Here is a 24,589-nt window from a genome sequence, read left to right on the forward strand (position 1 = left end):
GCCCCGAGCTTCCAGATCGACCACCGACCGTCGGATGCTGCGCTCACGGTATCAAGCGTCCTCAGCTGACCTCGGTACCCCGGACGGACGCCTTCACGGTGCCCAGTCGCTTCCCCACCCCGGCGCCGTGCGGGCGGATCCGGTACCGGCCCACGGCGGCCGGGACGATGAACGTCTCCGCGTAGTGGACCACGAACGGCTCGAAGCTGCCGTCGAGGCTCTCGACCACCGCTTCGGGCCCCTCGACCAGGTTGAGTACGTTGACCGTGCCGCGGGTGTCGTGCTCGACGGCCTCGCTGAACCAGTGCCGCCGGACCTCGATGAACTCGAGCGTGTGCAGCCCGGTTCGCTCCTCCACCCAGCCCGGCCCGCTCGCGACCTGCTCCACCTGACCGACCAGGTTCTCCTGGGTCCACTCGGTGTCGCGGTCCCACTGGATGTTGCGCCGGGCATGGTCGAGGTGAACCGGCCGCGGTACGCCGTCCAGTCCGACCCGGTCCCAGTCCCACATCTTGAAGGTGAACAGGTACGGCGTCGCCGAGATCTCCAGCACCACGGAGTTGGCGCCGGAGCAGTGCACGGTGCCGGCCGGGATCGAGAAGTGGTCGTGCTTGCCGGCCGGGAACGCGTTGACGAACTGCTCGACGGGGAAGCTGATCTCGCCGCGCGAGGCCGACTCCAGCGTCCTGGTCATTTCGGCCGGGTCGACACCGGTCTTCAGCCCCAGGTACACCACGGCGTCGTCGGCCGCGTCGAGCAGGTAGTAGCTCTCGTCCTGGGTGTAGTGCATGCCGAAGGTGTTGGTGATGTAGTCGGTCAGCGGATGGACCTGCAGTGACAGGTTGCCGCCACCCATGGTGTCGAGGAAGTCGAAGCGGATCGGGAACTCGGCCCCGAACCGCGCGTGCACCAACTCACCGAGCAGCTCGCGCGGCTGCAGGAACACCACGTCGATCGACGGCAGCTCGACGATCTGCCCGCCGAAGTCGAGCAGGACGCTGTTCTCCTCCGGCACACAGTCGAAGCACCACGCGTAGTTGTCGGCGTCGGAGTCCAGGTCGAACTCCTTCTGCATCCAGTGACCGCCCCACACTCCCGGATCGAAGAACGGCACGACCCGGAACGGCGTACTGACGGCGGCCTGCATCCCGGCGTGGAAGGCCTCGGCCGTGATCAGCTTCGCCTCGCTCGTCGAGCGGTTGGTGTCCAGGACGTAGTCGATGGACGGGAACAGCGCGCGCTTGTGCCGGTCCGCGACCCGCCACTCCACGAAAAAACCCCGCTTGACCTTGCGAAGGTTGTCCTCGTCGCCGTTGGCGCACCGCCAGTTCGGCGCACCACGTCGTTGCCGCTGCTGGATCTCCCAGCGCGCCATGTCGGCGAGCACGAGGGTGGACCGCTGCAGCGGAACGAGCGCGGCTCCCCAGCCGATCAGCACCGTCGGCTGGGTCGAGTCCAGCACCCGGTCCGCGAGCGAGGCCAGCCGGTCCGCGTCGTAGAACTGGTCCAGGCTGTGGTGGCTCAGCACGCCGAACACCCGGTCGTTGGTGAGATTCGCCTTGATCAGCGTGTCGATCTCCTCGATCGGCTTGGCCGCGGCGTCCTCGACGTTGATCACGACGTACTCCGGCAGCGCCGTGCGCACGGCGGCCATCAGCTGCGCGAGATCCGTTCCTGGGTAGGTGTCCACCACGATCACCGGTGTCCGGCGCCCGCCGTTGCGGGCGTGCCGGTCGACCTCGGCCCACGCCTCGTGACCGCTGAAGACCCGGTGCGGACCTGGGACCCGGACGGTCGGTTGCTTGTCGTAACGACCTGGTGCCGAAGCGAGCATCTGAACTCTCTATTCCCTTGATCGAAGCGGGCTGTTAACGTTACCAGAACGTCGGCCGCAGCAGCACTCGTACTGCTTCGCCCATCAAGGAGGAACGGATGAACAACCCCAAAGACGCCGTCGAGCGAACGGTGTCGCGACGCGGCTTCCTGCGCTCGACAGCGCTGGCCAGCCTCAGCGTGGCGGCGTCGGGCACGCTGTTGTCGGCCTGCGGCGGCGGGAGCAGCGGCGGACCGGCCGGCGGGGGCGGCAACGGCAAAGCCACCGGTGCGGTCACCTGGGCCAGCTGGGTCGCGACCCCTGGCGAAGTCGGCCTGCTGAAGAAGTTCTCTTCCGACTACCAGGACAAGACCGACGTCAAGACGACCTACCAGACCGTCACCGGTGACTACCTGGCCAAGATGCTCACCCAGCTGCAGGGCGGCAAGGCGCCGGACGCCTTCTACGCCGACCCTTCGTGGCTGAACAAGTTCGTCGACACCAAGCAGGTCGTGGACCTGGAACCGTACCTGTCCTCCCCCGACGCGCCGGTGAAGTTCACCGACTTCTTCCCCGGACTGGTGGCCTGGGCGAAGGGGGCCGACGGCAAGGGTGTGTACGGCCTGCCGGTCGACTGCAACCCCTCGGTGTTCTGGTTCAACAAGAAGTTGCTGTCGGCAGCCGGTGTCACCCAGGACCCCGCCGCCGCCTTCGAGGCCGGCGCCTGGAACCTCGACGCGGTGACCGATCTGCTCGCCAAGGTCAAGGCCAGCGGCAAACGCGGCATGGTGTTCGAAGCCAGCTGGGGCCAGCTGTTCAGCTGGGTGACCTCGCTGGGCGGCACGGCCTTCGACGACGCCGGCAAGGCGGTCTTCGACACCGACCCCAAGGCCCAGCGCGCGATCGAGTGGCTCTTCGACCAGATGCGGGCCGGCACCATCGTGTACGGCGGATCGTTGCCGAAGGGACAGGGCGTCGACGCCTTGTTCTACGGCGGTCAGCTGGCCACGGTTCCGGGCTACGGCCGATGGCTGCTGCCCAACCTGAAGAAACTGGGCGGCAGTGTCGAGTACGACATCGCTCCCTACCCGTCCGAGGACGGCAAGACCGTGATGCCGGTGGCCGTCTACACCGCGGCGATGGCCGTCAACGCCAAGGCGAGCAGCAAAGAAGCGGCCGAGGCGTTCGCCGGGTACTTCGTCAGCCCCGACGGCGTCCGGGCCCGGCTGGCCGGGGGCGGAAACGCGGTACCGGTGCTGTCCGGACTGGAGGAGATCGTCACCGAGAACAACGACCCGCCGCACGGCAAGTGGTTCCTCGAGATCGCCAAGAACGGCTACGCGCTGCCGAACGTGATGGCCCGCAACGCGAAGAAGAACACCGACTTCCCGCTGGTGATGGACACCCTGCTGAAGTCCAAGGCCGAGTCGCCGAAGTCGTTCAGCACGAAGCTGGCGAATCTGCTGAACGGATGATCGAATGACCACGACCGTACGACCTCCGACCCGAACGCCGCCGCGGTCGGGCGCGGGCAAGCCCGCTCGGTCGGGCAGCAAGCAGCGGTGGCGCCGGGACAATCTCGCCGGCTACCTGTTCCTGGCGCCGCAGCTGATCGGGCTGCTCGTGTTCATGCTCGGGCCACTGGTGTTCGCCGTGGTTCTCAGCGTGTCGCACTGGGACGGCTTCGGTGCCCGGTCCTGGGCGGGGCTGTCCAACTTCAGCACCGTGCTGCACGATCCACAGTTGCGCACCTCGGCCAAGAACACGATCTGGTACACGGTTCTTTCGGTCCCCGGAACGATGCTGTCGGCGTTCGTCGTCGCGTACCTGCTGCAGAAGGTGAAGCGCAAGTCGTTCTACCGGACGTTCTACTTCGCCCCGGTCGTCACCTCGACCGTGGCGGTGGCGGCGATCTGGCTGTGGCTGTTCAACCCCGAGATCGGTCCGCTCAACGCGCTGCTGCGGCAGGTCGGGCTGCCGGCCCCGGACTGGTTGCAGGACGCCCGGTTCGTGATCCCGGCCTTCGCCCTGGTCGGGATCTGGCAGGGCCTGGGCTACCAGATCGTGATGATGATGGCCGGCCTGGAGAACGTCCCGCGCACGTTGCTCGAGGCCGCCGACATCGACGGCGCCTCCGAGTGGCAGAAGATGCGCCGGATCACGATCCCGCTGCTCTCGCCGACGATCCTGTTCCTGTCGGTCACGTCGGTGATCGGGTCGTTCCAGATCTTCGACTACATCTACGTCTTCATGGGCGCCAACGCGCCCGCGTCGTCGCGGACGGTGGTGTACGAGATCTACCAGAAGGCCTTCGTCGAGTTCGACTTCGGCCTCGGGTCGGCGATCGCCGTCTTCCTGTTCGCCGCCCTGCTGGCGCTGACCGGCCTGCAACTCCTGGCCCAGAAGAGATGGGTGCACTACACCGAATGACCACGTCAGAACTGGACCACCTGGAAGCTCCCACCACGGCTCGGCCCAGACACCAGGCCGAGCGGCCGCGGCTGCGCTGGACCCGTGTCCTGCTGCACCTGTTCCTGCTGGCGGGCGCCGTCGCGATGGCGCTGCCCTTCGCCTGGATGGTGCTGAGCTCGTTCAAGCCGCTGGAGGAGATCTTCATCCAGCCTCCGAAGCTGCTGCCGAAGGTGTGGCACCCGGAGAACTACCGCAGTGCCCTGGAGGCGGCCGACTTCGTCAGAGGTTTCGCCAACAGCCTGTACATCGCGGTGATCGTCGTCGTGGTGTCGGTCTTCACCGCGGCGATGGCGGCCTACGCGTTCGCGCGGATCCGGTTCACCGGGCGGGGTCCGCTGTTCATGGTGTTCCTGGCCACCTTGATGGTGCCGGTCCAGCTGACCGTGATCCCGCTGTACGTCATTCTCGGCCGGCTGAACTGGATCGACACCCATCTGGCGCTGATCGTGCCCGCGTCGCTGTTCAACGCCTTCGGCGTGTTCCTGCTGCGCCAGTACGTCCGGGGAATCCCGATCGAGCTGGAGGAGGCCGCGGCGATCGACGGGGCCGGCCGGGCCAGGATCTTCCTGACCATCATCCTGCCGCTGCTGCGCACCCCGATGGTTGCGCTGGGCATCTTCACGTTTCTCGGCCAGTGGAACAGCTTCTTCTACCCGCTGATCTTCCTGAACTCCGACAGCAAGTTCACGCTGCCGCTGGTCGTCAACCAGTTCAAGGGCACCTACTCCAGTGACTGGACCGGCCTGATGGCCGCGGCGACCCTGGCCGCCGCCCCGCTGCTGATCGTTTTCATCATCGCCCAGCGGCAGATCGTCGAAGGAATCGCACTGTCCGGCTCGAAGACCTGACACACCCCAACCCATGAAGGAGTGAGGCATGCACCCGGAACGTTCCGCACTGTCGCGCCGCGCATTCACCGCCGGCCTCGGCGGACTGGGCCTGGCCGCGCTGTTGCCGACGGGAGTCCAGTCGGCCGTGGCCGCCCCCGGCAAGAGCAAGTGGGCCGACCGCGCCCTGGTCAGCTACACCGCACTGCAGCGTTACCTGTACCTGCCGGACACCGGCCTGTACAAGGAGAACCACCCCACCCTGACCGGAGAGAACCCGTACTCCTACGTCTGGCCGCTGCGCGAAGCCACCGCGGCCACCATCGACGTGAACCAGTTGCCGCCGGCCGGCAAGCGCTACGACGAGGACGTGAAGCGCCGCTTCGAGGCGTTGGAGCTGTACTGGGACGCTCCGCGCGGCGCCTACGACTCCTATCCCCCGGAGCCGCTGGGCACACGGGGCGATCCCTTCTACGACGACAACGCCGTCATCGGCCTGGAGTTCGTCCGGCGCTACCGGCTGTCCGGTGACCGGGAGATGCTGAGGCTGGCGGCGCGGGTGTTCGACTTCGTCGTCAAGGCGTGGGACACCGACCCGAACCGCCCGGTCCCCGGCGGCATGCACTGGGTCGACGCTTCCTGGAATCCGTACCGGGGAGCCGCCAACGTCACCAGTCTCGCCTCGGAGCTCGCGGCGCATCTCTACGAGGCAACCGGCGACCAGCGCTACCTCGACTGGGCGCGCCGGACCTACAACTGGGTGCGTGAAGCGCTCAGTCGCGGCCCGGGCCTGTACGCGAACGGCATCCGCCTCGACGACACGGTCGAGGAGACGCTGTGGACCTACAACTCGGGGTCGATGATCGGCGCGGCGGCGCTGCTCTACCGGTCGACCAAGGACAAGGCTCACCTGAGCCGGGCGACCCAGGACGCCGAAGCCGCGATGGCGTACTGGACCGCGAGCGACCGTCTCTACAACCAGCCGGCCATCTTCAACGCGATCCTGTTCGCGAACCTGCTGCTGCTCGAATCGATCAAGCCCACCCAGAGCTACCGCGACGTCATGACCTCGTACGCCGAGCGGATCTGGCAGTCGAACCGCGATGAGAGCACCGGCCTGTTCCGCTTCCAGAACTCCGGTGGTGGAGCACCCGATCCCTCCCTGCGCCCGCAGACGCTGCACCAGTCGGCAGCGATCCAGACCTTTGCTCTGCTGGCCTGGCAGCCGAGCGACTACAAGTACGCCGCCTGACCCGTCGACCGGCCGCGACGACTCCCTCCGCGGGATCGGAGTCGTCGCGGTGGTTGCCGACGGCCCTCAGCCGAACCCGTGCTCCACAACAGTCGTCGGTACGACGGCCCGTCGCATCGGCCCGGTATAGCGCGTCTCCCCCGGGGTCAGCCGCTCCAGCAGGAGCTGAGCGGCGCGACGGCCCAGCTCGTCGGCGTCGTAGTCGACGATGAGCGTCGGCACACTGAGCATGTCGGACAGTTCGAAGTCGTCGAAGCCGGCAAGGACCACCGCCGCGGACACCCGGTGCACTGCCCGGTACGCGCCGAGCGTGTTCCGGTTGTTCGTGCAGAACACGGCGTCGGGCGGCTCCGGCAGGGCGAGCAGCTCGACCGTGGCCTGCTCCGCCGACGCGATGTCGCGGGCGCGCTTGACGTAGCTGTCCCGCAACGGCAGCCCGGCAGCTTCCAGCGCGGCGCAGTAGCCCCGAAAGCGTTCCGAGCCGGTGTAGACCGAGGGCGGATTCCCGACGAACCCGATCCGGGTCCGGCCGTGCTGGATGAGCCGCCGGGTCGCTTCGTAGGCACCGCCGAAGTCGTCGACCAGGACGCAGTCGGCCTCGACACCTGTCGGTGGCCGGGCGACCATCGCGATCGGAGTGCTGTCCGGGACGTCGTCCACCAGGTACTCGTGGTTCGACCCGGCAGGCACGATGATGATGCCGTCGACCTGCCGCGAGACGAAGTCGCCGACCGCGGCCCGCTCCCGGTCCGGGTCCTCGTCGCTGTTGGTCACCATCACCCGGATGCCGTCGCGGGTGACGACCGACTCGATGCCCAGCGCGAGGCGGGCGTAGAACGGGTTGGCCAGGTTGGTGACGATCAGCCCGACCGCCCCCAGTCGCCGGCCCTGGCTCAGCACCCGCGCCACGTCGTTGCGGCGGTAGCCGAGCTGCTTGACGGCCGCGAGCACCCGCTCACGGTTCTCGGCCGACACGTTCGGGTGGTTCTGGAGGACCCGCGACACCGTCATCGGGCTCACCTCGGCCAGCGACGCGACGTCGCGCATGGTGGGTGCCGAGCCGTCCACTGCTCGCCTGCGTGGCATGCGGGTCACTCTAAGCGTTCTGTACGGCGCACCTGATGGACAGCTCCGACCAACGCGGCGGTGTCCGGATGCGCGGCACGAACCAGTACGCCGGACACGGCGTACCGGCCGGTGAGCCCGGAACTGATCGCCGGTTCGAGCAGGTCCCACGACCCGGTCATCGAGCCGCCGACCACGACCAGCGTGGGGGCGAAACTGATCAGCCAAGGGTCCAGCGCCTGACCCAGCGCGCGGAAGGTCTCGTCCAGGAGGGTGCGTGCGGCCGCCTCGCCGGCGCGCCCCCGCGCCGCGATGTCCTGGACGTCCAGCGCCTGTCCGGTCTGCTCACGGTAGCGCCCGATGATCGCCCGCCGGCTGACGGTGTCCTCGAGCGGCCGGCCGTCGTGGTGCAGCAGATCCGCGCGGCCCTCCGGCGGAACCAGCGGGCCGTCGGCAACGATGGTGCCCTCGGCAAGGAAAGCACTTCCGACGCCGGTGCCCAGGGTGATCCCGACGACCCGCTCGTGCCCGGACGCCGCGCCGTGGCTCCACTCGCCGAGCAGGAACGCCTCGGCGTCGTTCACGAACGTGAGCGAACCGGGCCAGGCCCGCATCCGTGCGGACAGCTCTTTGCCCAGGTCCACGCCGTACAGCGCGTCGAACTTGCCGACGGACCGGTACTGCGCCACGCCGCGCTCGTGATCGAAGGGGCCCGGGACGGCGAGTCCCCAGTCCATCCCGGCCGGTCCGGCCAGCGAGTCGGCACACGACGCGATGGTCGACAGCAGGTGCTCGGCCGTGCCGTCCGGCTGGAGCGAGACCCGCGTCGTGGACCGGACCTCCGGCCGCGACTGGCCGAAGGAGATCAGCGCTCCGGTCACATGGGTGCCGCCGACGTCCAGGGCGCCGTACACGGCACTGCGGGCGGGCGTACGGGGAGACTTGTCAGATGTCATGGCCAACGATCTGTAGCGCGGTTTGGTAGCGGTACCTTAGCGGAGATCGTGCCGCTGCGGCAGAGCTGCGCTCGACAGGCAATGAATTCCGGTCGATCTCGCGCGGAGATGTTGTGATCGCCTGCTTGTTAGCGGTACCTTCAGCCGACTTCGACCCGACATCTGAGAGTGAGCCAGCGACATGACAGGTTCGACTCGATCCTCCTGGTGGGACAGCACGATCGCCCGGACCGGATTGATCGATCGCACGGCGGAAACAGCCCACGGCACGGGCGGTGGCTCGCTCCGGTACTGGCTGGAGCCGCTGTTCCGCGCCGACGGATCCGGTGGCCTGCTGCAGGTGGTCCGGGTCGAGCTCGCCGGGGACCGCCCGCCGCGGACCGCCACGGCGCGGACCGAGGGCGGCACCCAGGTGACCTGCCTGGTCGAAGCTGCTCCGGCCGGCACCGTCCGGCTGCTGCTGCCGGCGGTCGACGACGACACCACGGTCACGATCGAATTCCCGGAGATCGAGCCGGGCGTCGAGTTCGCCGTACGGCTGCGGCCGCAGCGGCGCTGGACGCTCCACCTCGTGCAGCACTCACACCTCGACATCGGCTACACCGACCCGCAGGGCACGGTCCTGGCCGAAGGCCGGTCCTTCCTCGATGCCTGCCTCGACCTCGCCCGGGCCACGGACAGCTGGCCGGAGGAGGCGCGGTTCCGCTGGTCGGTGGAAGGGCTGTCGTCCTTCGAGCAGTGGGCGGCGGCCCGGACCCGTCGCCAGGTCGACGAGTTCGTCGAGCGGGTGCGCGAAGGCCGCCTGGAACTCACCGCGATGCCGTTCAACCTGCACACCGAGACGTGTTCCACCGACGAGCTGCACGAGCTGCTCCGGCCCGCCCGCGAGGTGAGCCGGCAGTACGGGCTGCCGATCGTGACCGCGATGCAGACCGACGTCCCGGGTCAGGTGGTCGGTCTGCCAGACGTACTCGTTGCGAACGGCATCGACTACCTGTCGGTGGCGCACAACTGGGCCGGTCGCGCGGTGCCGCATCTGGTCGGCGGGGCGAACCTGCCGCGGCTGTTCAGGTGGCGTGCGGCGGACGGTCGCAGCGTGCTGGTCTGGCGAACCGACACCCCGCACGGCCTGGCGTACATGGAAGGCTCGATCATCGGTTTCGACGAGTCGTACGCGCGAGTGGACGAGCTGCTCCCGGCGTACCTGAGTTCGCTCGCCGCGAACCCCTATCCGCATGCGGGGAAGGGCATCCCGGGCTTCCCGATTCTCGACGCGCAGTTCGACCGGGAGCCCTACCCCTGGGACATCCTGCACCTGCGGGTGCTCGGCACCTTCGCGGACAACGGCCCGCCGCGCTACGTCGCCGCGGAGACGGTCCGGCAGTGGAACGAGACCTGGGCGTACCCGCGGATGCGGCTGTCCCGCCACGAGGACTTCTTCCGCGACGCCGAGAACCGGCTCGGGGACTCCCTGGAGACCTTCGAAGGTGACTGGACCGACTGGTGGGTCGACGGGGTCGGCGCCGGCGTCGTCCCGATGGCTTTGAACCGGCAGGCCCAGTCGACGATCGCCGACGCCCAGACGCTCAGCACGCTGAGCGGAATTCTCGGCGCGGTCGGCGTCGAGGAGGACACCGAGGCGGCGCCCGCGGTCTACGACAAGATCTCGCTGTTCAACGAGCACACCTGGGGAGCCGGCGACCCCTGGACCCACGGTTGCGTGGCGCACCAGTCCGGTGAACGCCAGTGGATCTGGAAGTACAGTCAGGCCGTCGACGCGCACGACCAGGCCGACGTGCTGCTCGATCGGGCCCGCGCCAGGCTGTCCGAGCGCGTACCGCGCAGCGCGGACGCACTCGCGTCGTACGCGGTGGTGAACACCACGAGCTGGACCCGGACCGAGGGGGTGGAGCTGTTCCTGGCGGACAGCGTCGTCAGGCTCGACCAGCGGGTGCGGCTCGTCGACAGCCGGACCGACGAGGTGATCCCCTTCGTCGAGCGCGCCCAGACCAACCCGCTGCACCGGATGGCCGGCCGGTTCGTGACGTGCATCGTCGCGGACATTCCGGCGATGAGCGTCGTCCGGCTGGACGTGCGGCCGGACGACGAGCCGGCCGAGCCGGACGACGGGCTCGACGCGGCGACGTCCACGGTCCTGGAAAACGAGTTCCTCGTCGTCCAGGTCGATCTCGCCCGCGCCCGGATCAGCTCGATCGTCGACAAGGGCACCGGTCGCGAGCTCGTCTCGCAGTCGTCCGCCTTCGGCTTCAACGGCTACGTCTACGACCAGTACGCGACGGCCGGTGCCTTCAACCACCAGTCGAGCAAGACCGTGGCGGACGACTCGATGCATCTGCTGGCCGGTCGGTGGGAGGCCCCGCCCGCGGCGCTGATCGCCCGCGAGTCCACGGCGGTCGGCGAGACGCTCTCGTACGAATGCGTACCGGCCGGGACCAGCAAGCTGCGCACCACCATCACACTGCCGCGCGGGATCGCCCGGGTGGACATCGTGAACCGCGTGGTGAAGCCCTCGACCCTGGTCAAGGAGAGCGCGTTCTTCGCTTTCCCCTTCGCGACGGGCAATCCCAGGATCCGCACCGAGACCACGGGCGGTGTGCTGGGGTCCGACCTTCCGGTGGTTCCCGGCTCCGCGACCCACATGCGAGCTGTCCGGCGATGGGTGACGCTGGACGACGCCGGCGGAACCGTTGCCTGGGCCACCCATGACGCACCCCTGGTCCAGCTCGGCCGGATCAGCATCCCGTACGTGCCGTACCCGTCGTCGCTGACGACCGACGAGCCCGGCACCATCTACTCCTGGGCACACAACAACATCTGGGACACCAACTTCCCCAGCGAGCAGGCGTTCGACCAGGAGTTCCGCTACTCCCTCGCCTTCGGGCCGACCGAGTCGGGGACCGAGCCGGCCGAGCACGGAATGCGTCTCGCCGCAGCGCAGAGCCGTCCGCTGCGCGCTCTCAGGGCCACCGGCGAGCCGGGGGCCGCGCCGGCCGCCCAACCGCTGCTGGAGATCGGCGATCCCCGGGTCCGCGTCGTCGGCCTGACCTCGCCGGACGACGACACCGTGCTGGTGCGGCTCCAGTCGTTCGCCGACGAGCCGGTCGAGTGCCTCGTCCAGCCGTTCTTCGACTGGACGAGCGCGTTCTCGGCGACCTATCTCGGCGAACGACTGGAGCACTTGACAACCACGCCCGGCAGCGCGATCCCGGTGCTACTGCCTCCGCGCGGTACCGGCGCACTGGCCCTCACCCGAGGTGCTGTGAGCTGACAGCGCCGGACCCGCCCGGTCCAGGACGAGGTCGCCCTAGCTGAGGCCAACTGTCTTCAGCGCCGACGGCCACGACTCCAGGACCGGGCGGAGTACGTCGTCCTGGATCGTCGCGACGGCCTCGGCGTGCGCTTCGGTGACCACGTCGGCGATCCGGACGACCGACCCGGTCGCCGCCGACCTGACCGCCGCCTCCACCATCGCGACACTGACCACGTTGGCGTGCACCTCCGACTGCGGTACGCCGCCACCGCGGACCGCCCCGACGAACTCGGCCAGCGACCCGGCGATTTCCTGGGGTTCGTCACCGAGTTCGGCGGCCACGGATTCCCCGGAGTCGCGTTCGGCCTCGGGCGCGTTGTCGCCGTCCCACACCGCCGTACCGGCCGCGGTGCTCGCGCGCCAGCGACCGTTCCACGACGTCTCGTGGCCCGGCGCGCACCAGCTGCCGGTGAACGTGAACCGCGCACCGCCCTCGAAAGTGAAGACCGCGTTCGCCGCCGCGTTGCCGTCGTACCAGCTCCAGGGCGGGTTGTAGGACTCGCAGTACACCGAGACCGGCTCGGCACCGATCAGCTTGCGGGCCAGGTCGAACTGGTGGATGGCCATGTCGACCAGCAGCGGTTCGGCCATGCGTTCACGGAACCCACCGAAGTGCGGGCCCTTGAAGAACTCGCAGGACAACGTGCCGACCGGACCGAGCTCGGCCAACTGGCGGCCGAAGGCGGCGACGGTCCGGAAGTACCGGCGCGACTGCGACACCATCAGCAGCTGGCCGCTCGCTTCCGCGGCCGCCACCATGCCCAGGCATTCGCGGACGGACTCGGCCAGCGGCTTCTCGCAGAGCACGGGCAACCCGAGCCGCAACGCCTCGGTGCTGACCTTCGGATGCGCCGTCGGTATCGTCACATCGACGACCGCTTGTGCACCGGTCCGCTCGGCCAGCTCAGCGAGGGTCGCCGCGACCGGTACGCCGGCGTACCCGTGCTCGTCCGCCGCCGCACGGGCCGTCGCGCGGTCCAGATCGACCAGACCGACGAGTTCTACCGAAGGATTCTGCGACAAGGTCCGCAACCACGCCCGGCCCATGCCGCCTGCGCCGACCTGGAGGATGCGCAGCGGTTCACTCATCGCCGTGCTCCTCGATCGGGCCGGTGTAGCCGTGGCCCTGGTAGAACTCACCGGTTTCGTAGCGCAGCAGCGTCGGCAGCGACCGCTGCGGCAGATCGGACTTGGCCCAGGCGACACCGTTGGCGATCACCTTCCGGACGTCCTTGTGGTGGTAGACCGGGTAGTCCTGGTCCCCCGGCGAGAAGAAGAAGATCCTGCCGTGTCCCCGCCGGAACGTGCAGCCGGAGCGAAACACCTCGCCACCGCTGAACGAGGAGATGAAGATCAGCTCGTCCGGTGTCGGGATGTCGAAGTGCTCGCCGTACATCTCCTGCTGGTCGATGATGATCGGGTTCGGCACACCCTGGGCGATCGGGTGCGTCGGCTCGACCGTCCAGACCAGCTCCCGGTCCTGCTCGCTGCGCCACCGCAACGTACAGGTCGTACCCATCAGCTTGCCGAAGATCTTCGACCAGTGACCCGAGTGCAGCACCAGCAGCCCCATGCCGGACAGCACGTGCTGGTGCACCCGCTCGACGACCTTGTCCTCCACCTCGCTGTGCGCGGCGTGTCCCCACCAGACCAGCACGTCGGTCTGCCGCAGCACCTCCTCCGTCAGGCCGTGCTCCGGCTCGTCGAGGGTCGTCGTGGTGACGGTCGCGGCGTCGCCGAGGTTCTCCCGGATGCCGTCGGCGATCGCGCCGTGCATGCCCTCGGGGTAGATCTTCGCCACGTGCGGTTCGACCTGCTCGTGCCGGTTCTCTCCCCAGACCAGCACCCGCAGGGTACGAGGCGTTGTCGTCGTCATGTCTGCCATCACCTTTTCTGGTTTCGGATTCACTTGACCGCGCCGCCGATGGCGCCGGCCGCGATGTACTTCTGGGCGGCGATCAGCAGCACGATCGCCGGGATCGCCGACAAGACGGCGGTCGCCATCACCGCGTTCCAGTTCTGCACCTGCGTCCCGAGGTACTGGTAGATGCCCAGCGTGACGGGCCTGACGTCACCCTTGGTGGTGAGCGTCAGGGCGAAGAGGAAGTCACTCCAGGAGAACAGGAACGTGAACAGGCCCGCGGTGATCAGCGAGTTCTTGCTGATCGGCAGCACGATCGAGACGAACGCCCGCACCAGCCCGGCGCCGTCGACCCGGGCCGCCTCCACCAGCGACGCCGGCAGCGACTGCAGGAACGAGCGCAGGATCAGGATCGCGAACGGGATGCCACTGCTGCAGTTGGCCACGATCAGCCCCGGGACGGAGTTGAGCAGGCCGAGATTCTCGTACGCCGTGTAGAGCGCGTTCGCGATCACGATGCCCGGAATCATCTGCGACACCAGGATCGCGAGCAGCCCGGCCCCGACCCACCGGGACCGGAACTGCGACAGCGCGTACGCACACGGCGCGGAGACCAGCAAGCTGAGGACAACGGTGCCGAGGGCAATGATCATGCTGGTGACCAGGTTCTGCCCTTGTTCGCTGAGCGCGCGCCGGTAGCCGGCGAAGGTGGGATCCAGCGGGAGGAAACCGGCGGTCAGGGTGTTGCCGGACGGCTGCAACGAGGCGTTGATCATCCAGTACACCGGGAACAGCATCACGCAGAGGATCAGCACGCCGATCGCGGTGAAGACACCCCGGCGAAGAGTCGAGTCAGGCATCGTCGCTCCTACTCGTCGACGGCACGGCGGGTGCCGCGCAGGTAGACAATCGCGAACAGCAGGGAGAGCACGATCAGGATGTTGCTCAGCGCCGCGCCCTCACCGAACTTGAAGTCCACGAACGACCGCTCGTACGACTGGGTGGCCAGGGTCTGGGTCGCGTTGGCCGGGCCGCCGCCGGTCAGGCCGAGAATGATGTCCAGCACCTTGATCGTGTAGACCACGCCCAGGACGAGTACCACCCCGGCCACCGCGCGCAGGTTCGGCATCGTGATGTGCAGGAACGCCTTCCAGCCGGTGGCACCGTCCAGGGATCCGGCCTCGTACAGCTCGTCGGGGATCTCGCTCAGACCGCTGTAGAGCAAGGTGACGTTGAACGGAATCCCGATCCAGATGTTCACCCCGATCACCGCGATCAGCGCGACCGACGGGCTGTTCAGCCACGGCACCGGCTCGTTGATGATTCCGAGCCCGGCCAGGCTCCGGTTCAGGATCCCGTTGTCCTGCTCGAGAATCGATCGCCAGGTCGCGCTGGAGACGATCAGCGGCAGCAGCCAGGGCAGCAGGAGCAGCGAGCGCAGCAACGAGCTGAGCGGGAACTTGCGGCGGAAGAACAACGCCAGTCCGAGTCCGATCGCGAACTGGAAGGCGATCGAGCCGATCGTGAACAGCGCGGTGTTCACCAAGGCCTTGGAGAACAACCGGTCCGTCACCACCGTGACGTAGTTGTCCAGCCCGACGAACGGCGCCGCCCCGGTGAAGAAGGTCCGCAGGCCGTAGTCCTGCAGGCTCATCACCAGGTTCTTCACCACCGGGTACCCGAACAGCGCGAGCATGGCGATCGCGGCCGGCAGCACGAAGAGCAGTTTCGTCAGATCCTCGCTGCGCCGTCGCCGGCCACCAGCGCGGCGTACCGCTTGGGTGGCCGGCGCTTCCGAGCGGGAAGGGCGGGTCGGTGCGTGCACCATCTCGGTCTCCGTCTCCCGGTCAGCTGCCGGAGGCCTTCTTGAACGCGTCCTGCGCACTGGCCTGCCCGGTCAGCGCCAGCTGGATCGCCTGGTAGATCACCTTGGCCGCGTCGGGCCACTTCTCGCCGAGCTTGCCGGTGCGCGAGCGTGCGTTGGCGACCTGCTCGGAGAACGCCTTCATCGACGGCACTTCCTTGACGTACTGCGGTCCGAGCGCGGTCCGGGTCGGCACGGTGAACCTGGCCTTCGCCCAGGCCAGCTCGTTGTCGTCCGAGCTCAGGCACTTCACGAAGTCGGCCGCCTTCTGCTGCTTGGCCTCGTCCTTGTTGAGCGGCACGGTCCACGCCTCACCGCCGAGCGGCGCGATCGGCGTCTGCCCCGGCTTGTTCACCGGGAACTGGACGACGTCCCACTTGACCTGCGGCGACTCGTTGAGCGACGGGATGTTCCACGGCCCGTTGACCATCATCGCGGCCTTGCCCGCCACGAACTGGTCCTTCACGTCGCCCTGGGTCCAGTTGATGACGCTCTTCGACGCCGATCCTGACGTCACCAGGTCGACCCACAGCTGCAGCGCTTCGGCCACCTGCGGGCTGGTCAGGTCCGTCTCGTCACCACCGTTGGTCCACATCGCCGGCAGGAACTGCCAGGCACCCTCGTACGTCGCGTTGGCGTTGAACGCGATGCCGTAGCGCCCCGGCTTGGTCAGCTTCTTCGCCGCGGCCCGGAGCTCGTCCCAGGTCTTCGGCGGCTGGATTCCTGCCTCGGCGAGCAGCTTGGTGTTGTAGAACAGCGCGATCGTGTTCACCACCGGCGCGAGCCCGTAGAGCTTTCCGTCGTGCGACGTCGCGTCGACGATGCCCTGGGTGAACCCGTCGGCGCTGACGCCGAGGTCGTTGAGCGGAGCGAGCGCGCCCGTCGCGGCGATCTGCTGGACGTCGGGATTGTCGAGCATCAGGACGTCGGGCAGCGTCTTGGACGACGCCTGCTGCAGAACCTTCGGGATGAGGTCCGCGCCGGGCACCGTCTCGCGCTGCAGCGTGACGCCGAGCTTCGTCGCGCAGGCGTCCAGACCCTTCTGGACCAGGGACTTGTCGGGCTCGTTGTTGTAGTAGTCGAGGATCGAGAGGCTGGTGACGGCCTCGCCCGACGAGGACGACGTACCGCCGCTGTCGCCGCAGCCGGCGAGCGCGAGCGACAGAGCGGTCGCGCCGGCCAGTGCGGCCGTGATCCGCTGGGTGAACATCGGCATTCAGCTCCTTGGTGGGGTCGGCGAGTGGTTCGGGGCGGAGAGCCGCCGCGGGTGGTCGGCGGGCGCGTGGGCGGCTGGTGGTACCCCGCCCGCCGGTGGCGACCGAGGCAGCGCAAGCATCGGCAAAGCGCTTAACCGAAGGGTTCGACGACCGGCCGATCAGTAGCGGGAGGGGATTGGCAAAGCGCTTAACCTATTTGATCATGGATGATGTGCCGTGGCTCACAGCAGTGTCAAGACCTCGGCACCGCGCCGGATCGATCCAGCGGCGCATCCGTGCGACAGTGAGGCCCGACGGCGCTGAGCAGCGCCCCCGAGGAGGAGGCCGATGGCGACCATGCGCGATGTCGCGCAGCGGGCAGGGGTGTCGATCGCGACCGTCTCGTTCGTGCTCAACGACACCAAGCCGGTGACTGCCGCGACGCGGGAGAAGATCGAGCGGGCGATGAACGAGCTGGGCTTCCGCCGCAACATGGTGGCGCGCGCGCTGGCCAGCCGGCGGACCCGGATCATCGCGATGGCCTATCCGGCGCTCGACCACCGGTTCGGGTTCTCGGGGGCGGAGTTCTTCACCAGTGCGGCCGAGGCCGCTCGCCAGCGCGACTACCACCTGGTGCTGTGGCCGGTCGGCAACGACGGCATGGAGCTGACCGAGCTGGTCGGCCAGGGCCTGGTCGACGGCGTCGTCCTGATGGAGGTCCAGCTCGACGACCCGCGGATCGCGATCCTCGAGCGCACCGGTACGCCGTACGCGCTGATCGGGCGGACCACGTCGCCGGAGGAGCTCCCCCACGTCGACATCGACTTCGACACCACCGTCGCCGAAGGCGTGTCCCACCTGCACGGCCTCGGCCATCGCAAGCTCGTGCTGATCGCCGGAAATCTGGACGATCCCCGCTTCCACAACTACGGGCCCTACGTCCGCGCCGAAGCGGCGTACCGGCGCATGATGGCGGAGTACGGCCTGGAGACCATCGTGATCCCCTGCGCCGACACCACCCGCGCCGGCCAGGACGCGGCGGCGCAGGCCGTGCGCGATCACCCGGACACGACGGCCATCCTGATCCTCAACGAGTACGCCGCCCTCGGCGTCGCGTCCGCCGTCAACCGCCTGGGCCGGCGAGTCCCGGACGACCTCTCACTGCTCGCGCTCCTGATGGCGCCGGAAACGGCAGCGTTGTCGGACCCGGAACTCACTTTCCTGCGAACGCCGGGCCCTGAACTCGGCCAGCTCGGCACCGAAGCCCTGATCCGCCAACTCGAGGACGCCGACCCGCTCCCGCCCCACCTGGTCCCCGCCCGGCTGCACATCGCCGCCACCACCGCTCCCCCACCGCCGGTCAAGCCTCGACGTCAACGTACTGGGAAGAGCGCCGGCTGACCGGGCCGCGCAGCGTCAGCGCTAGAAGCGCCTCGGTGGCTCGTCGCCGGTGGTGCGGTGAACGGTGACCAGCGAGTCGCCGTCCACCGGTGAAACCGGTACGACGGTGTAGAGGGTCCGTCCACCAGGCAACGCGAAGCTCTGGGCCGGGCCGGGCTCGCCGGTCGAGGCCGTTGTCAGGCTGAGCCCTTCAACGGTTTTGTCGTTGGTCAGGTAGCTGAAGACGACGCCGAAGAACGGTGTGTGTCCGGCGAAGACATGGGTGTCGTCGGCACCGGCCAGCTGCAGCGGGTCCGCGCCTCTGATCTGGTCCTCGGGCTGCGGCTGTTGGCCGATACCCCCATCGTCTGCCGGCATTCTGACGAACTGGTAGCCGCCCTGGGTGGCGAAGGCGTACAGCGTTGCCTGACGCAACATTCCGGCCGGGTCGTAGTACGTGCGGTCGTCGATCAGGACAGGGCGGCCGATCATGGGGGTGGCTCGCAGCTGGGCTGCCCGAGGATCGAGCGGGAGCGGGGACTTGGTGTGGGCGCCCAGCCGGACAGGATCGGGCGACGGCCGGCCGCCGGCGCCCGAGCAGACCGTGCGATCGCCGACGAGCCAGCCGGTTGCCGTCCGGGTCAGTTCGGTGCGCGCGATCCGGTGTCCGGACGCGTCGCCGTAGTCGAGCACCCCCGTGGTCCCGGACAGCGTGAAGCGATAGCGCGGTACGCCGTACGCGACGGCCTCCGGCGGCGCCTTTAGCGGGTCGAGCACCGCACGGATCGGCTTGGACGTCATGGAGTCCGTCCCTGGGCTGAGGACCGTCCGGGTCCCGCAGGCCCAGTCGCCGATCGGGCCGGCGGTCGGTCCCTTCGACGGGTTCGTGGTCTTCGTGGTGGGGCGAGGTGAGGCGGCCGGAACGGTCACCGTGTCCGGTTCGGTGCCATCGACCAGGGACGCGCCGGCGACGAGCAGGATGGCGGCCACCGAGGCCGCCGCCAGGTACGGCGCAAGGCGGCGACTCCACGGGCGCGCCGGTGGTTCGGGCTGCACGTCGGTGCGCTGCTGCACGGCGTTCCACATCCGGTCGACATCCACCTGGACCTCCGACGCGGCACGGTCCAGTTCGTCGATCAGACGACGTTCGGTGTCGTTCATCGGTAGTCCTCCAGCTCCTCGGCGAGCCGGGCCATCCCCCGGCTGAGCAGTGATTTCACGGTGCCGACCCGGACCTGCATCACGGTGGCGATCCCGGCCAGTGGCAGATCCAGCCAGTAGCGCAGCACGATCGCTTCGCGCTGCCGCGGCGCGAGCCGCCCCAGCGCCCGGAACAGATCGGTGACCGACTCGTCCCGCTCGACCTGCTCGCTCGCCGGAGCCGCCGTCACCGGATGCAGCGGCCTGCGATCGGCGACGGCCTTGCGCCGCTGCTGGGTTCGCACCTCGTTGACGACGATCCGATTCAGGTACGCCGTGGTGTTGCCGATCCGCCGATCCGGCCGGACCGTCATGAACCGGCAGAACGCCTCCTGGACGACGTCCTCCGGATCCCTCGCGCCGAGCAGGTGCGCCAGCCGCGCCAACCGCTCGGCATGGGCCCGGAACAGCACTTCGTACGGCGGATCACCCGACGGCGCCACGGCCCCGTCGTCGGTGTCCACCAGGTCTCCCAAGGTCAGCCGCATACCTGAATGACGGCCGAAGCCCCGAAAGGTTGAGACGGCTCCCCCACCCGACCCGAACCAGTGCCGCGCTTGCGGTCAGGTGATCAGGCCGTAGTGACGAGCGACCTCGTCGCGATAGGCCGGAGTCTCCTCGGTGTAGGTGTCGTACGGCGGACTGTCGTCGATCTGCTGAGCAGGTCGGTCGACGAAGACCCGCTGCTGATCGACGTCGATCCTGCTCACCAGCGCAGCCGGCACCATCAGCGGAAGCAGCATCGGCTTGCCGAGCAGACGAGGACCCGTACTCACGACGAGTGCGTGCTCACCGTCCGTCGCACCGGCGTGCTCGACCCTTCCCACGTCGCCGTCGGTCGCGACGACGGCGTACCCCGTGAGGTCGAGATCGTCGCGGTAGCCGGCGTGCGGCGGGTAACTCCAGGCGTTCTGACTCACGGTCCTGCCTCCTGGGCACCAGAAGCTCCGACCCGACCTGCTTACACCTCCCAAGAGAACCGCGGGCAAAGGACGCCTGAACAAACCCGCTCTCAGCGGTTTCGCCGACGGATCCCGCCTACCCCCGGTTACCACGATCCGTGACGCCTCGATCACGCGAAACTCCCGCAAAACAAGGGGAATCGCAGCCCTCGACATGGGGTACCAGGTCAGCGACCGAGTCACGGAAGGAGCACTGCCATGAGTACGTTCGATCCGTGGAACTATCGCGATGATGCCGGCTACACCCCGGGAACCGACATCGTCGGATACAAGATCGCCGCTACCGACGGCGACATCGGCAAGGTCGACGAGGCGACCAACGACGTCGGCTCGGCGTCGCTCGTCGTCGACACCGGCCCGTGGATCCTCGGCCGCAAGGTCCTGCTGCCGGCCGGCGTGGTGCAGCGCATCGACGCCGACGACGAGAAGGTGTACGTCGACCGTACGAAGGACGAGATCAAGGACGCGCCCGAGTACGACCCCGACACCGGCTCCGACCCTGACTACCGCGACCGGGTCGGCAAGTACTACACCGAGCACTACACGCCCGGACGGTGAGCTGCGACGTACGGATCTGTCCGGCTCGGCACATCGTGCCGGGCCGGAGTCGTTCGCACGACGTCACAAAAGCGGCCGGCCGTCCTGTCCTATGACCATGAGATGGCTACAACGAGCCGCGTGCCGGAGCGAGGATCCCGGCCTGTTCTTCCCGATCGGATCCGCAGCACCCTCGCTGCGGCAGATCGAGGACGCCAAGACGGTCTGCCGACGTTGCGAGGTCGCCGACGCTTGCCTGGACTGGGCCCTGCGCACCGGTCAGGACGCAGGCGTGTGGGGCGGCCTGACCGAGGACGAGCGCCGTACGCTGCGACGCAACGACCGATCCCACCCGCGCCGAACCGCCGAGAAGCGAGATCAGGAACTGCCTCTGTGAGCGTAGCCTGGCGTGGTGCAGTACGCCGACTGGGGTGAGCGCGCCACTCGTTGGTCCGGGATTCGCAGCGAGACCGTCGATGTGCACGGTACGACGACGCACTACTTGGTCACCGACCAGCCGCAAACGCCGGACGCGCCGGTACACCTGCTCGTTCCGAACCCGGCCAACAGCGCCTCGAACTGGCTCGACGTCCTCGCGGAACTGCGTCCACACGCGCACGCGATCGCCCTGGACCTGCCCGGTACGATCGCCGGCCACACCGCGCTGCCGAACCGGCGCGCGGCCGGCATCGAAACCAGCGCGCTGTTCCTGCGCGCCTTCGCCGACGCACTCGGACTGCACCGAATCGTGGTCCACGGCTGGTCGGCGGGCGGGATGATCGCCCTGCTCTTCGCCGACCAAGCACCCGAACGGGTCGCAGGTCTCGTACTGGCAGCGCCCGCGTTACCTCCTCCGCTGAGCGACAGCGAGGCGCGCAAGTGGCAGATTCTCGGCAGAGCGGGATTGGCCGTCGCCGCACCGGTCGCCCTTGTGCTGCTCCGCATCGCGGGCCGGCGCGTCCTCGCCGCGCAGCTGCGAGTGCTGGACGATCCCGCATCGGTTGCCGACAGCAAATGGAACGTCGGCGGCGATCTGACCAAGATGTCACCGGAGCTCGCCGGTCTCCTGCGGGCCGAGATGTCGGCTGTCGAGCCGACCCGCTTGGCAACCGCGGTCACCGTATACGCCTCACTGATGTCAGTGATGTTCGTACGCCGTCAACCCGCGCTCGACGCGATGCGCCGGGTCCAGGCACCGACCCTGCTCATCTGGGGCGACGACGATCGCCTCACTCCCCGCGCGTCGATCAACGACTGGACAGCGCAGCGACCCGACTGGAATCTCGCAGCCCTCCATGGCGTCGGTCACGCGCCACCGATCGAAGTCCCCACCGACTACGCCCGCACGGTCATCGGCTGGTGTGGTCCATAGGTCCGCGTCCGCCAACTCAGCGACTCATTCAGTACCGATCGGTTTTGAAGTGCTACCGTAGCCACTTCGGTTCCGATCGGTACCGAAGTACAGGAGGTCAAGGACACCATGGGGCAGTTCGAAGGCAAGACAGCGGTCGTCACCGGCGCAAGCAGCGGCATCGGACTGGCCGTCGCCGAGCGCTTCGCCGCGGAAGGCGCGCACGTCTTCGTCACCGGCCGGCGCAAGGAGGAGCTGGAGGCGGCGGTCGAGGGCATCGGCTCGGCCACCGCGGTGCCGGGCGACATCTCCGATCCGGCCGACCTCGACCGGCTCTACGACGCGGTCCGCGACCGCGGCAACGGCTTGGACGTGCTGTTCGCCAACGCCGGGACAGCGTCGTTCGCGACCCTCGAGCAGATCACGCAGGAGCACTTCGACCACATCTTCGGCGTCAACGTGCGGGGCACCCTGTTCACCGTGCAGAAGGCACTTCCGCTGCTCAACGAGGGCGCCTCGGTGATCGTCAACTCCTCCGTCCGGGCCGACGACGGCGTCGAGGCGTTCGGCACGTACGCCGCTTCGAAGGCGGCGCTTCGTTCCTACACCCGGACGTGGGCCAACGAGCTCAAGGGACGCGGCATCCGGGTCAACGCGATCTCCCCCGGCACCATCGACACCCCAGCGGTCGCCGGCATGGTGGGCGAGGAGAACGCCAAGGCGGTCAAGGCGGAGTTCGCGGCGAAGGTTCCGGTCGGCCGGATGGGCTCCGCGGAGGAGGTCGCCGCCGCGGTCGCCTTCCTCGCCTCGGACCAGAGCAGCTTCGTACTCGGCGCCAACCTGTACGTCGACGGCGGCGAGAACCAGCTCTGAGACAGGCGCAGTCCGCCGTACGACGACCAGCCGGTCGCCGTACGGCGGTCTCGTACTTTTGGCTGACCCGCCATGGCCTCTGGGTGGGTGTGCTCGACGAATGGCTCCCGAAGACTCGACTGCGTCCACAGCGCCTTTCGGAGGGAAACATGAGACGCACAGCCATTCCGTTGACCGTTGCCGTTGCCTCGTTGGCAGCCGCGCTGGTCCCGGCAGTCTCACAAGTAGGCGCAGCAGCGTCACAAGCAGCACCAGCCGGCAGCATCCAGTGGGACAAGTGCCCGCCCGAGATCTCCCCCGTGCCGATCCCGGCCGGCATGCAGTGCGGGACGTTGAAGGTCCCGCTGGACTATCGCAAGCCAGACGGCCGAACGATCGACATCGCCGTCTCCCGGCTGCCGAGCACGAAGCCGGACAAGCGGCGCGGAGTACTGCTGACCAATCCCGGCGGCCCGTCGCCCGGTCAGAACTACCCGGCGTTCCTCGTCGCGATGGGCCTTCCGCAGAGTGTCCGCGACGCCTACGACGTGATCGGGATGGACCCCCGCGGCATGGGCCGGAGTACGCCGGTCACCTGTGACCTCACCGTGCAGCAGCAGGCGGCGGGCAACGTCCCGCCGTACGCGCGCAACGCGGCCGACGTCACCAAGCGGGCCGCCGAGGTCAAGCAGATCGCCAAGCAGTGCACGACGTCGAAGACCGCGTGGATGCTGCCCCACACCAGCACCGCGAACACCGCCCGCGACCTCGACCGGGTCCGCGCCGCGCTGGGCGAGTCGAAGATCTCGTACGCCGGCGCCTCCTGGGGCACGCACCTCGGCGCGGTCTACACCACGCTGTTCCCGGAGCGCAGCGACCGGATCGTGCTCGACAGCAACGTGGGCCCCGACGGCTGGGACTATGCGAACGATCGCTTGTTCTCCCGCGGTCTCGAGGACCGGTTCCCCGACTTCGCGAAGTACGCCGCGGCCAACCACCGCGAGTACGGCCTGGGCCGCACCCCGGCGCAGGTGACCGCGAAGTACTTCGAGCTCGCCGGCCGGCTGGACAAGAAGCCCCTCAAGACGATCGACGGCTCGACGTTCCGGCTGCTCAATTTCGTCTTCCTGTACGGCGGGCAGCAGTTCCCGATGCTGGCCGGCATCTGGCGAGCCGTGAACGCGAACCAGGAACCGCCGGTCCCCGAGGACACCACGACGCAGAACGTGGAGAACCTGGTCTCGGCTCGGTACTACACGATCTGCAACGACTCCCGCTGGCCGAGGTCGGTCCAGACCTACCAGCGCAACGTCGCCGTCGACCGGATCCGCTACCCCCTGTTCGGCGCGGCCGGAGCCAACGTCCAGCCCTGTGCGTACTGGCCCGACCCGACGGAGCCGCCGGTTCGCATCACCGACCGGGGTCCGGCGAACGTGCTCCTCGTACAGAACCTCCGCGACCCCGCGACGCCGCTGGTCGGTGCCCAGAAGCTACTGCGGGCCTTCGGCAACCGTGCCACCATGGTCACGGCCGATCAGGGCGGCCACGGCGTCTATCCGGGCAGCAAGAACCAGTGCGCGAAGCACGCGGTCACATCGTTCCTGTTGACGGGTGACCGCCCCGACCGCAGCTACCACTGCTCGGCCGAGGCAGAGCCTCGCTGATACTGG

The 24,589-nt window shown here is 68.4% G+C and carries 22 protein-coding genes; 11 read left to right on the top strand and 11 right to left on the bottom strand.

Annotated features, from left to right (window positions below; genetic code table 11):
- Window positions 1-61 precede the first annotated feature (61 nt).
- On the bottom strand, window positions 62-1,834 hold the full coding sequence (locus tag BWI15_RS11500; RefSeq protein WP_077014313.1) for a class I mannose-6-phosphate isomerase: 1,773 nt from the start codon (window positions 1,832-1,834) through the stop codon (window positions 62-64).
- Window positions 1,835-1,932: 98 nt separating this feature from the next.
- Here BWI15_RS11500 and BWI15_RS11505 point away from each other — a divergent pair, with 98 nt between their 5' ends.
- Genes BWI15_RS11505 through BWI15_RS11520 form a run of 4 tightly spaced genes read left to right on the top strand, consistent with a single transcriptional unit; the run spans window position 1,933 to window position 6,364 of the window.
- Entirely contained in the window at window positions 1,933-3,288 is a 1,356-nt protein-coding gene (locus BWI15_RS11505; RefSeq protein ID WP_077014314.1) for an ABC transporter substrate-binding protein, read from the top strand.
- Window positions 3,289-3,292: 4 nt separating this feature from the next.
- Window positions 3,293-4,243, top strand: coding sequence for a carbohydrate ABC transporter permease (locus BWI15_RS11510; protein ID WP_083750694.1), 951 nt, complete (start codon window positions 3,293-3,295; stop codon window positions 4,241-4,243).
- Entirely contained in the window at window positions 4,240-5,133 is an 894-nt protein-coding gene (locus BWI15_RS11515; protein ID WP_202817621.1) for a carbohydrate ABC transporter permease, read from the top strand. The genes BWI15_RS11510 and BWI15_RS11515 overlap by 4 nt, the downstream gene beginning before the upstream one ends.
- Window positions 5,134-5,161: 28 nt before the next feature.
- Window positions 5,162-6,364 (top strand): glycoside hydrolase family 76 protein, encoded by a 1,203-nt coding sequence (locus BWI15_RS11520; protein ID WP_077014315.1) that lies wholly within the window; start codon window positions 5,162-5,164, stop codon window positions 6,362-6,364.
- 66 nt (window positions 6,365-6,430) lie between these two features.
- Here the strand turns inward: BWI15_RS11520 and BWI15_RS11525 are convergent, their stop codons facing one another.
- Both BWI15_RS11525 and BWI15_RS11530 read right to left on the bottom strand, forming a co-directional pair.
- The gene (locus tag BWI15_RS11525; protein ID WP_077014316.1) at window positions 6,431-7,450 is read right to left on the bottom strand and encodes a LacI family DNA-binding transcriptional regulator; all 1,020 of its coding nucleotides are present in this window, start codon (window positions 7,448-7,450) and stop codon (window positions 6,431-6,433) included.
- A gap of 5 nt (window positions 7,451-7,455) precedes the next feature.
- Window positions 7,456-8,385, bottom strand: a complete 930-nt coding sequence (locus BWI15_RS11530) for an ROK family protein (RefSeq protein WP_077014317.1) — start codon at window positions 8,383-8,385, stop codon at window positions 7,456-7,458.
- A gap of 181 nt (window positions 8,386-8,566) precedes the next feature.
- On the opposite strand from BWI15_RS11530, the gene BWI15_RS11535 reads away from it, so the two are divergent.
- Complete coding sequence (locus BWI15_RS11535) at window positions 8,567-11,674, top strand: glycoside hydrolase family 38 C-terminal domain-containing protein (RefSeq protein ID WP_077014318.1); 3,108 nt, start codon at window positions 8,567-8,569, stop codon at window positions 11,672-11,674.
- Between the two features lie 36 nt (window positions 11,675-11,710).
- Here BWI15_RS11535 and BWI15_RS11540 read toward each other — a convergent pair whose 3' ends face one another.
- Genes BWI15_RS11540 through BWI15_RS11560 form a run of 5 tightly spaced genes read right to left on the bottom strand, consistent with a single transcriptional unit; the run spans window position 11,711 to window position 16,657 of the window.
- Window positions 11,711-12,805, bottom strand: coding sequence for a Gfo/Idh/MocA family protein (locus tag BWI15_RS11540; RefSeq protein WP_077014319.1), 1,095 nt, complete (start codon window positions 12,803-12,805; stop codon window positions 11,711-11,713).
- Window positions 12,798-13,592: a ThuA domain-containing protein gene (locus BWI15_RS11545; RefSeq protein WP_077014320.1), complete on the bottom strand. Its 795-nt coding sequence runs from the start codon at window positions 13,590-13,592 to the stop codon at window positions 12,798-12,800. The genes BWI15_RS11540 and BWI15_RS11545 overlap by 8 nt, the downstream gene beginning before the upstream one ends.
- A 29-nt stretch (window positions 13,593-13,621) precedes the next feature.
- Complete coding sequence (locus BWI15_RS11550; protein WP_077014321.1) at window positions 13,622-14,437, bottom strand: carbohydrate ABC transporter permease; 816 nt, start codon at window positions 14,435-14,437, stop codon at window positions 13,622-13,624.
- A gap of 8 nt (window positions 14,438-14,445) precedes the next feature.
- Window positions 14,446-15,405 carry a carbohydrate ABC transporter permease gene (locus tag BWI15_RS11555; protein ID WP_083750695.1) on the bottom strand — a complete coding sequence of 320 codons (960 nt, stop codon included), beginning with the start codon at window positions 15,403-15,405 and terminating at the stop codon, window positions 14,446-14,448.
- A 19-nt stretch (window positions 15,406-15,424) separates the two neighbouring features.
- Window positions 15,425-16,657, bottom strand: coding sequence for an ABC transporter substrate-binding protein (locus BWI15_RS11560; RefSeq protein ID WP_237771226.1), 1,233 nt, complete (start codon window positions 16,655-16,657; stop codon window positions 15,425-15,427).
- Window positions 16,658-16,985: 328 nt separating this feature from the next.
- Here BWI15_RS11560 and BWI15_RS11565 point away from each other — a divergent pair, with 328 nt between their 5' ends.
- The gene (locus tag BWI15_RS11565; RefSeq protein ID WP_083750696.1) at window positions 16,986-18,038 is read left to right on the top strand and encodes a LacI family DNA-binding transcriptional regulator; all 1,053 of its coding nucleotides are present in this window, start codon (window positions 16,986-16,988) and stop codon (window positions 18,036-18,038) included.
- Window positions 18,039-18,059: 21 nt separating this feature from the next.
- Here BWI15_RS11565 and BWI15_RS11570 read toward each other — a convergent pair whose 3' ends face one another.
- The 3 genes from BWI15_RS11570 to BWI15_RS11580 all read right to left on the bottom strand — a co-directional run bounded on the left by BWI15_RS11570 (window position 18,060) and on the right by BWI15_RS11580 (window position 20,137).
- Window positions 18,060-19,178, bottom strand: a complete 1,119-nt coding sequence (locus BWI15_RS11570) for a hypothetical protein (RefSeq protein ID WP_077014322.1) — start codon at window positions 19,176-19,178, stop codon at window positions 18,060-18,062.
- Window positions 19,175-19,705, bottom strand: a complete 531-nt coding sequence (locus tag BWI15_RS11575) for an RNA polymerase sigma factor (protein ID WP_077014323.1) — start codon at window positions 19,703-19,705, stop codon at window positions 19,175-19,177. The genes BWI15_RS11570 and BWI15_RS11575 overlap by 4 nt, the downstream gene beginning before the upstream one ends.
- 75 nt (window positions 19,706-19,780) lie before the next feature.
- Complete coding sequence (locus tag BWI15_RS11580; RefSeq protein ID WP_077014324.1) at window positions 19,781-20,137, bottom strand: hypothetical protein; 357 nt, start codon at window positions 20,135-20,137, stop codon at window positions 19,781-19,783.
- A gap of 240 nt (window positions 20,138-20,377) precedes the next feature.
- Here BWI15_RS11580 and BWI15_RS11585 point away from each other — a divergent pair, with 240 nt between their 5' ends.
- The 5 genes from BWI15_RS11585 to BWI15_RS11605 all read left to right on the top strand — a co-directional run bounded on the left by BWI15_RS11585 (window position 20,378) and on the right by BWI15_RS11605 (window position 24,583).
- The gene (locus BWI15_RS11585) at window positions 20,378-20,737 is read left to right on the top strand and encodes a PRC-barrel domain-containing protein (RefSeq protein WP_077014325.1); all 360 of its coding nucleotides are present in this window, start codon (window positions 20,378-20,380) and stop codon (window positions 20,735-20,737) included.
- A gap of 97 nt (window positions 20,738-20,834) precedes the next feature.
- Complete coding sequence (locus tag BWI15_RS11590) at window positions 20,835-21,113, top strand: WhiB family transcriptional regulator (protein ID WP_077014847.1); 279 nt, start codon at window positions 20,835-20,837, stop codon at window positions 21,111-21,113.
- A gap of 15 nt (window positions 21,114-21,128) precedes the next feature.
- The gene (locus BWI15_RS11595) at window positions 21,129-22,088 is read left to right on the top strand and encodes an alpha/beta fold hydrolase (RefSeq protein ID WP_168197294.1); all 960 of its coding nucleotides are present in this window, start codon (window positions 21,129-21,131) and stop codon (window positions 22,086-22,088) included.
- Window positions 22,089-22,196: 108 nt separating this feature from the next.
- On the top strand, window positions 22,197-22,940 hold the full coding sequence (locus tag BWI15_RS11600; protein ID WP_077014327.1) for an SDR family NAD(P)-dependent oxidoreductase: 744 nt from the start codon (window positions 22,197-22,199) through the stop codon (window positions 22,938-22,940).
- Window positions 22,941-23,089: 149 nt separating this feature from the next.
- Entirely contained in the window at window positions 23,090-24,583 is a 1,494-nt protein-coding gene (locus BWI15_RS11605; protein WP_077014328.1) for an alpha/beta hydrolase, read from the top strand.
- The last annotated feature ends 6 nt before the right edge of the window (window positions 24,584-24,589 follow it).

This window comes from Kribbella sp. ALI-6-A, from assembly GCF_001984195.1.
In the GTDB taxonomy this organism is placed as follows: domain Bacteria; phylum Actinomycetota; class Actinomycetes; order Propionibacteriales; family Kribbellaceae; genus Kribbella.

Excerpts from the sequence above, each read along its gene's own strand:
- BWI15_RS11500 (WP_077014313.1), bottom strand. The coding sequence starts at position 1,834 with ATGCTCGCTTCGGCACCAGGTCGTTACGACAAGCAACCGACCGTCCGG.
- BWI15_RS11505 (WP_077014314.1), top strand. The coding sequence starts at position 1,933 with ATGAACAACCCCAAAGACGCCGTCGAGCGAACGGTGTCGCGACGCGGC.
- BWI15_RS11510 (WP_083750694.1), top strand. The coding sequence starts at position 3,293 with ATGACCACGACCGTACGACCTCCGACCCGAACGCCGCCGCGGTCGGGC.
- BWI15_RS11515 (WP_202817621.1), top strand. The coding sequence starts at position 4,240 with ATGACCACGTCAGAACTGGACCACCTGGAAGCTCCCACCACGGCTCGG.
- BWI15_RS11520 (WP_077014315.1), top strand. The coding sequence starts at position 5,162 with ATGCACCCGGAACGTTCCGCACTGTCGCGCCGCGCATTCACCGCCGGC.
- BWI15_RS11525 (WP_077014316.1), bottom strand. The coding sequence starts at position 7,450 with ATGCCACGCAGGCGAGCAGTGGACGGCTCGGCACCCACCATGCGCGAC.
- BWI15_RS11530 (WP_077014317.1), bottom strand. The coding sequence starts at position 8,385 with ATGACATCTGACAAGTCTCCCCGTACGCCCGCCCGCAGTGCCGTGTAC.
- BWI15_RS11535 (WP_077014318.1), top strand. The coding sequence starts at position 8,567 with ATGACAGGTTCGACTCGATCCTCCTGGTGGGACAGCACGATCGCCCGG.
- BWI15_RS11540 (WP_077014319.1), bottom strand. The coding sequence starts at position 12,805 with ATGAGTGAACCGCTGCGCATCCTCCAGGTCGGCGCAGGCGGCATGGGC.
- BWI15_RS11545 (WP_077014320.1), bottom strand. The coding sequence starts at position 13,592 with ATGACGACGACAACGCCTCGTACCCTGCGGGTGCTGGTCTGGGGAGAG.
- BWI15_RS11550 (WP_077014321.1), bottom strand. The coding sequence starts at position 14,437 with ATGCCTGACTCGACTCTTCGCCGGGGTGTCTTCACCGCGATCGGCGTG.
- BWI15_RS11555 (WP_083750695.1), bottom strand. The coding sequence starts at position 15,405 with ATGGTGCACGCACCGACCCGCCCTTCCCGCTCGGAAGCGCCGGCCACC.
- BWI15_RS11560 (WP_237771226.1), bottom strand. The coding sequence starts at position 16,657 with ATGCCGATGTTCACCCAGCGGATCACGGCCGCACTGGCCGGCGCGACC.
- BWI15_RS11565 (WP_083750696.1), top strand. The coding sequence starts at position 16,986 with ATGGCGACCATGCGCGATGTCGCGCAGCGGGCAGGGGTGTCGATCGCG.
- BWI15_RS11570 (WP_077014322.1), bottom strand. The coding sequence starts at position 19,178 with ATGAACGACACCGAACGTCGTCTGATCGACGAACTGGACCGTGCCGCG.
- BWI15_RS11575 (WP_077014323.1), bottom strand. The coding sequence starts at position 19,705 with ATGCGGCTGACCTTGGGAGACCTGGTGGACACCGACGACGGGGCCGTG.
- BWI15_RS11585 (WP_077014325.1), top strand. The coding sequence starts at position 20,378 with ATGAGTACGTTCGATCCGTGGAACTATCGCGATGATGCCGGCTACACC.
- BWI15_RS11590 (WP_077014847.1), top strand. The coding sequence starts at position 20,835 with ATGAGATGGCTACAACGAGCCGCGTGCCGGAGCGAGGATCCCGGCCTG.
- BWI15_RS11600 (WP_077014327.1), top strand. The coding sequence starts at position 22,197 with ATGGGGCAGTTCGAAGGCAAGACAGCGGTCGTCACCGGCGCAAGCAGC.
- BWI15_RS11605 (WP_077014328.1), top strand. The coding sequence starts at position 23,090 with ATGAGACGCACAGCCATTCCGTTGACCGTTGCCGTTGCCTCGTTGGCA.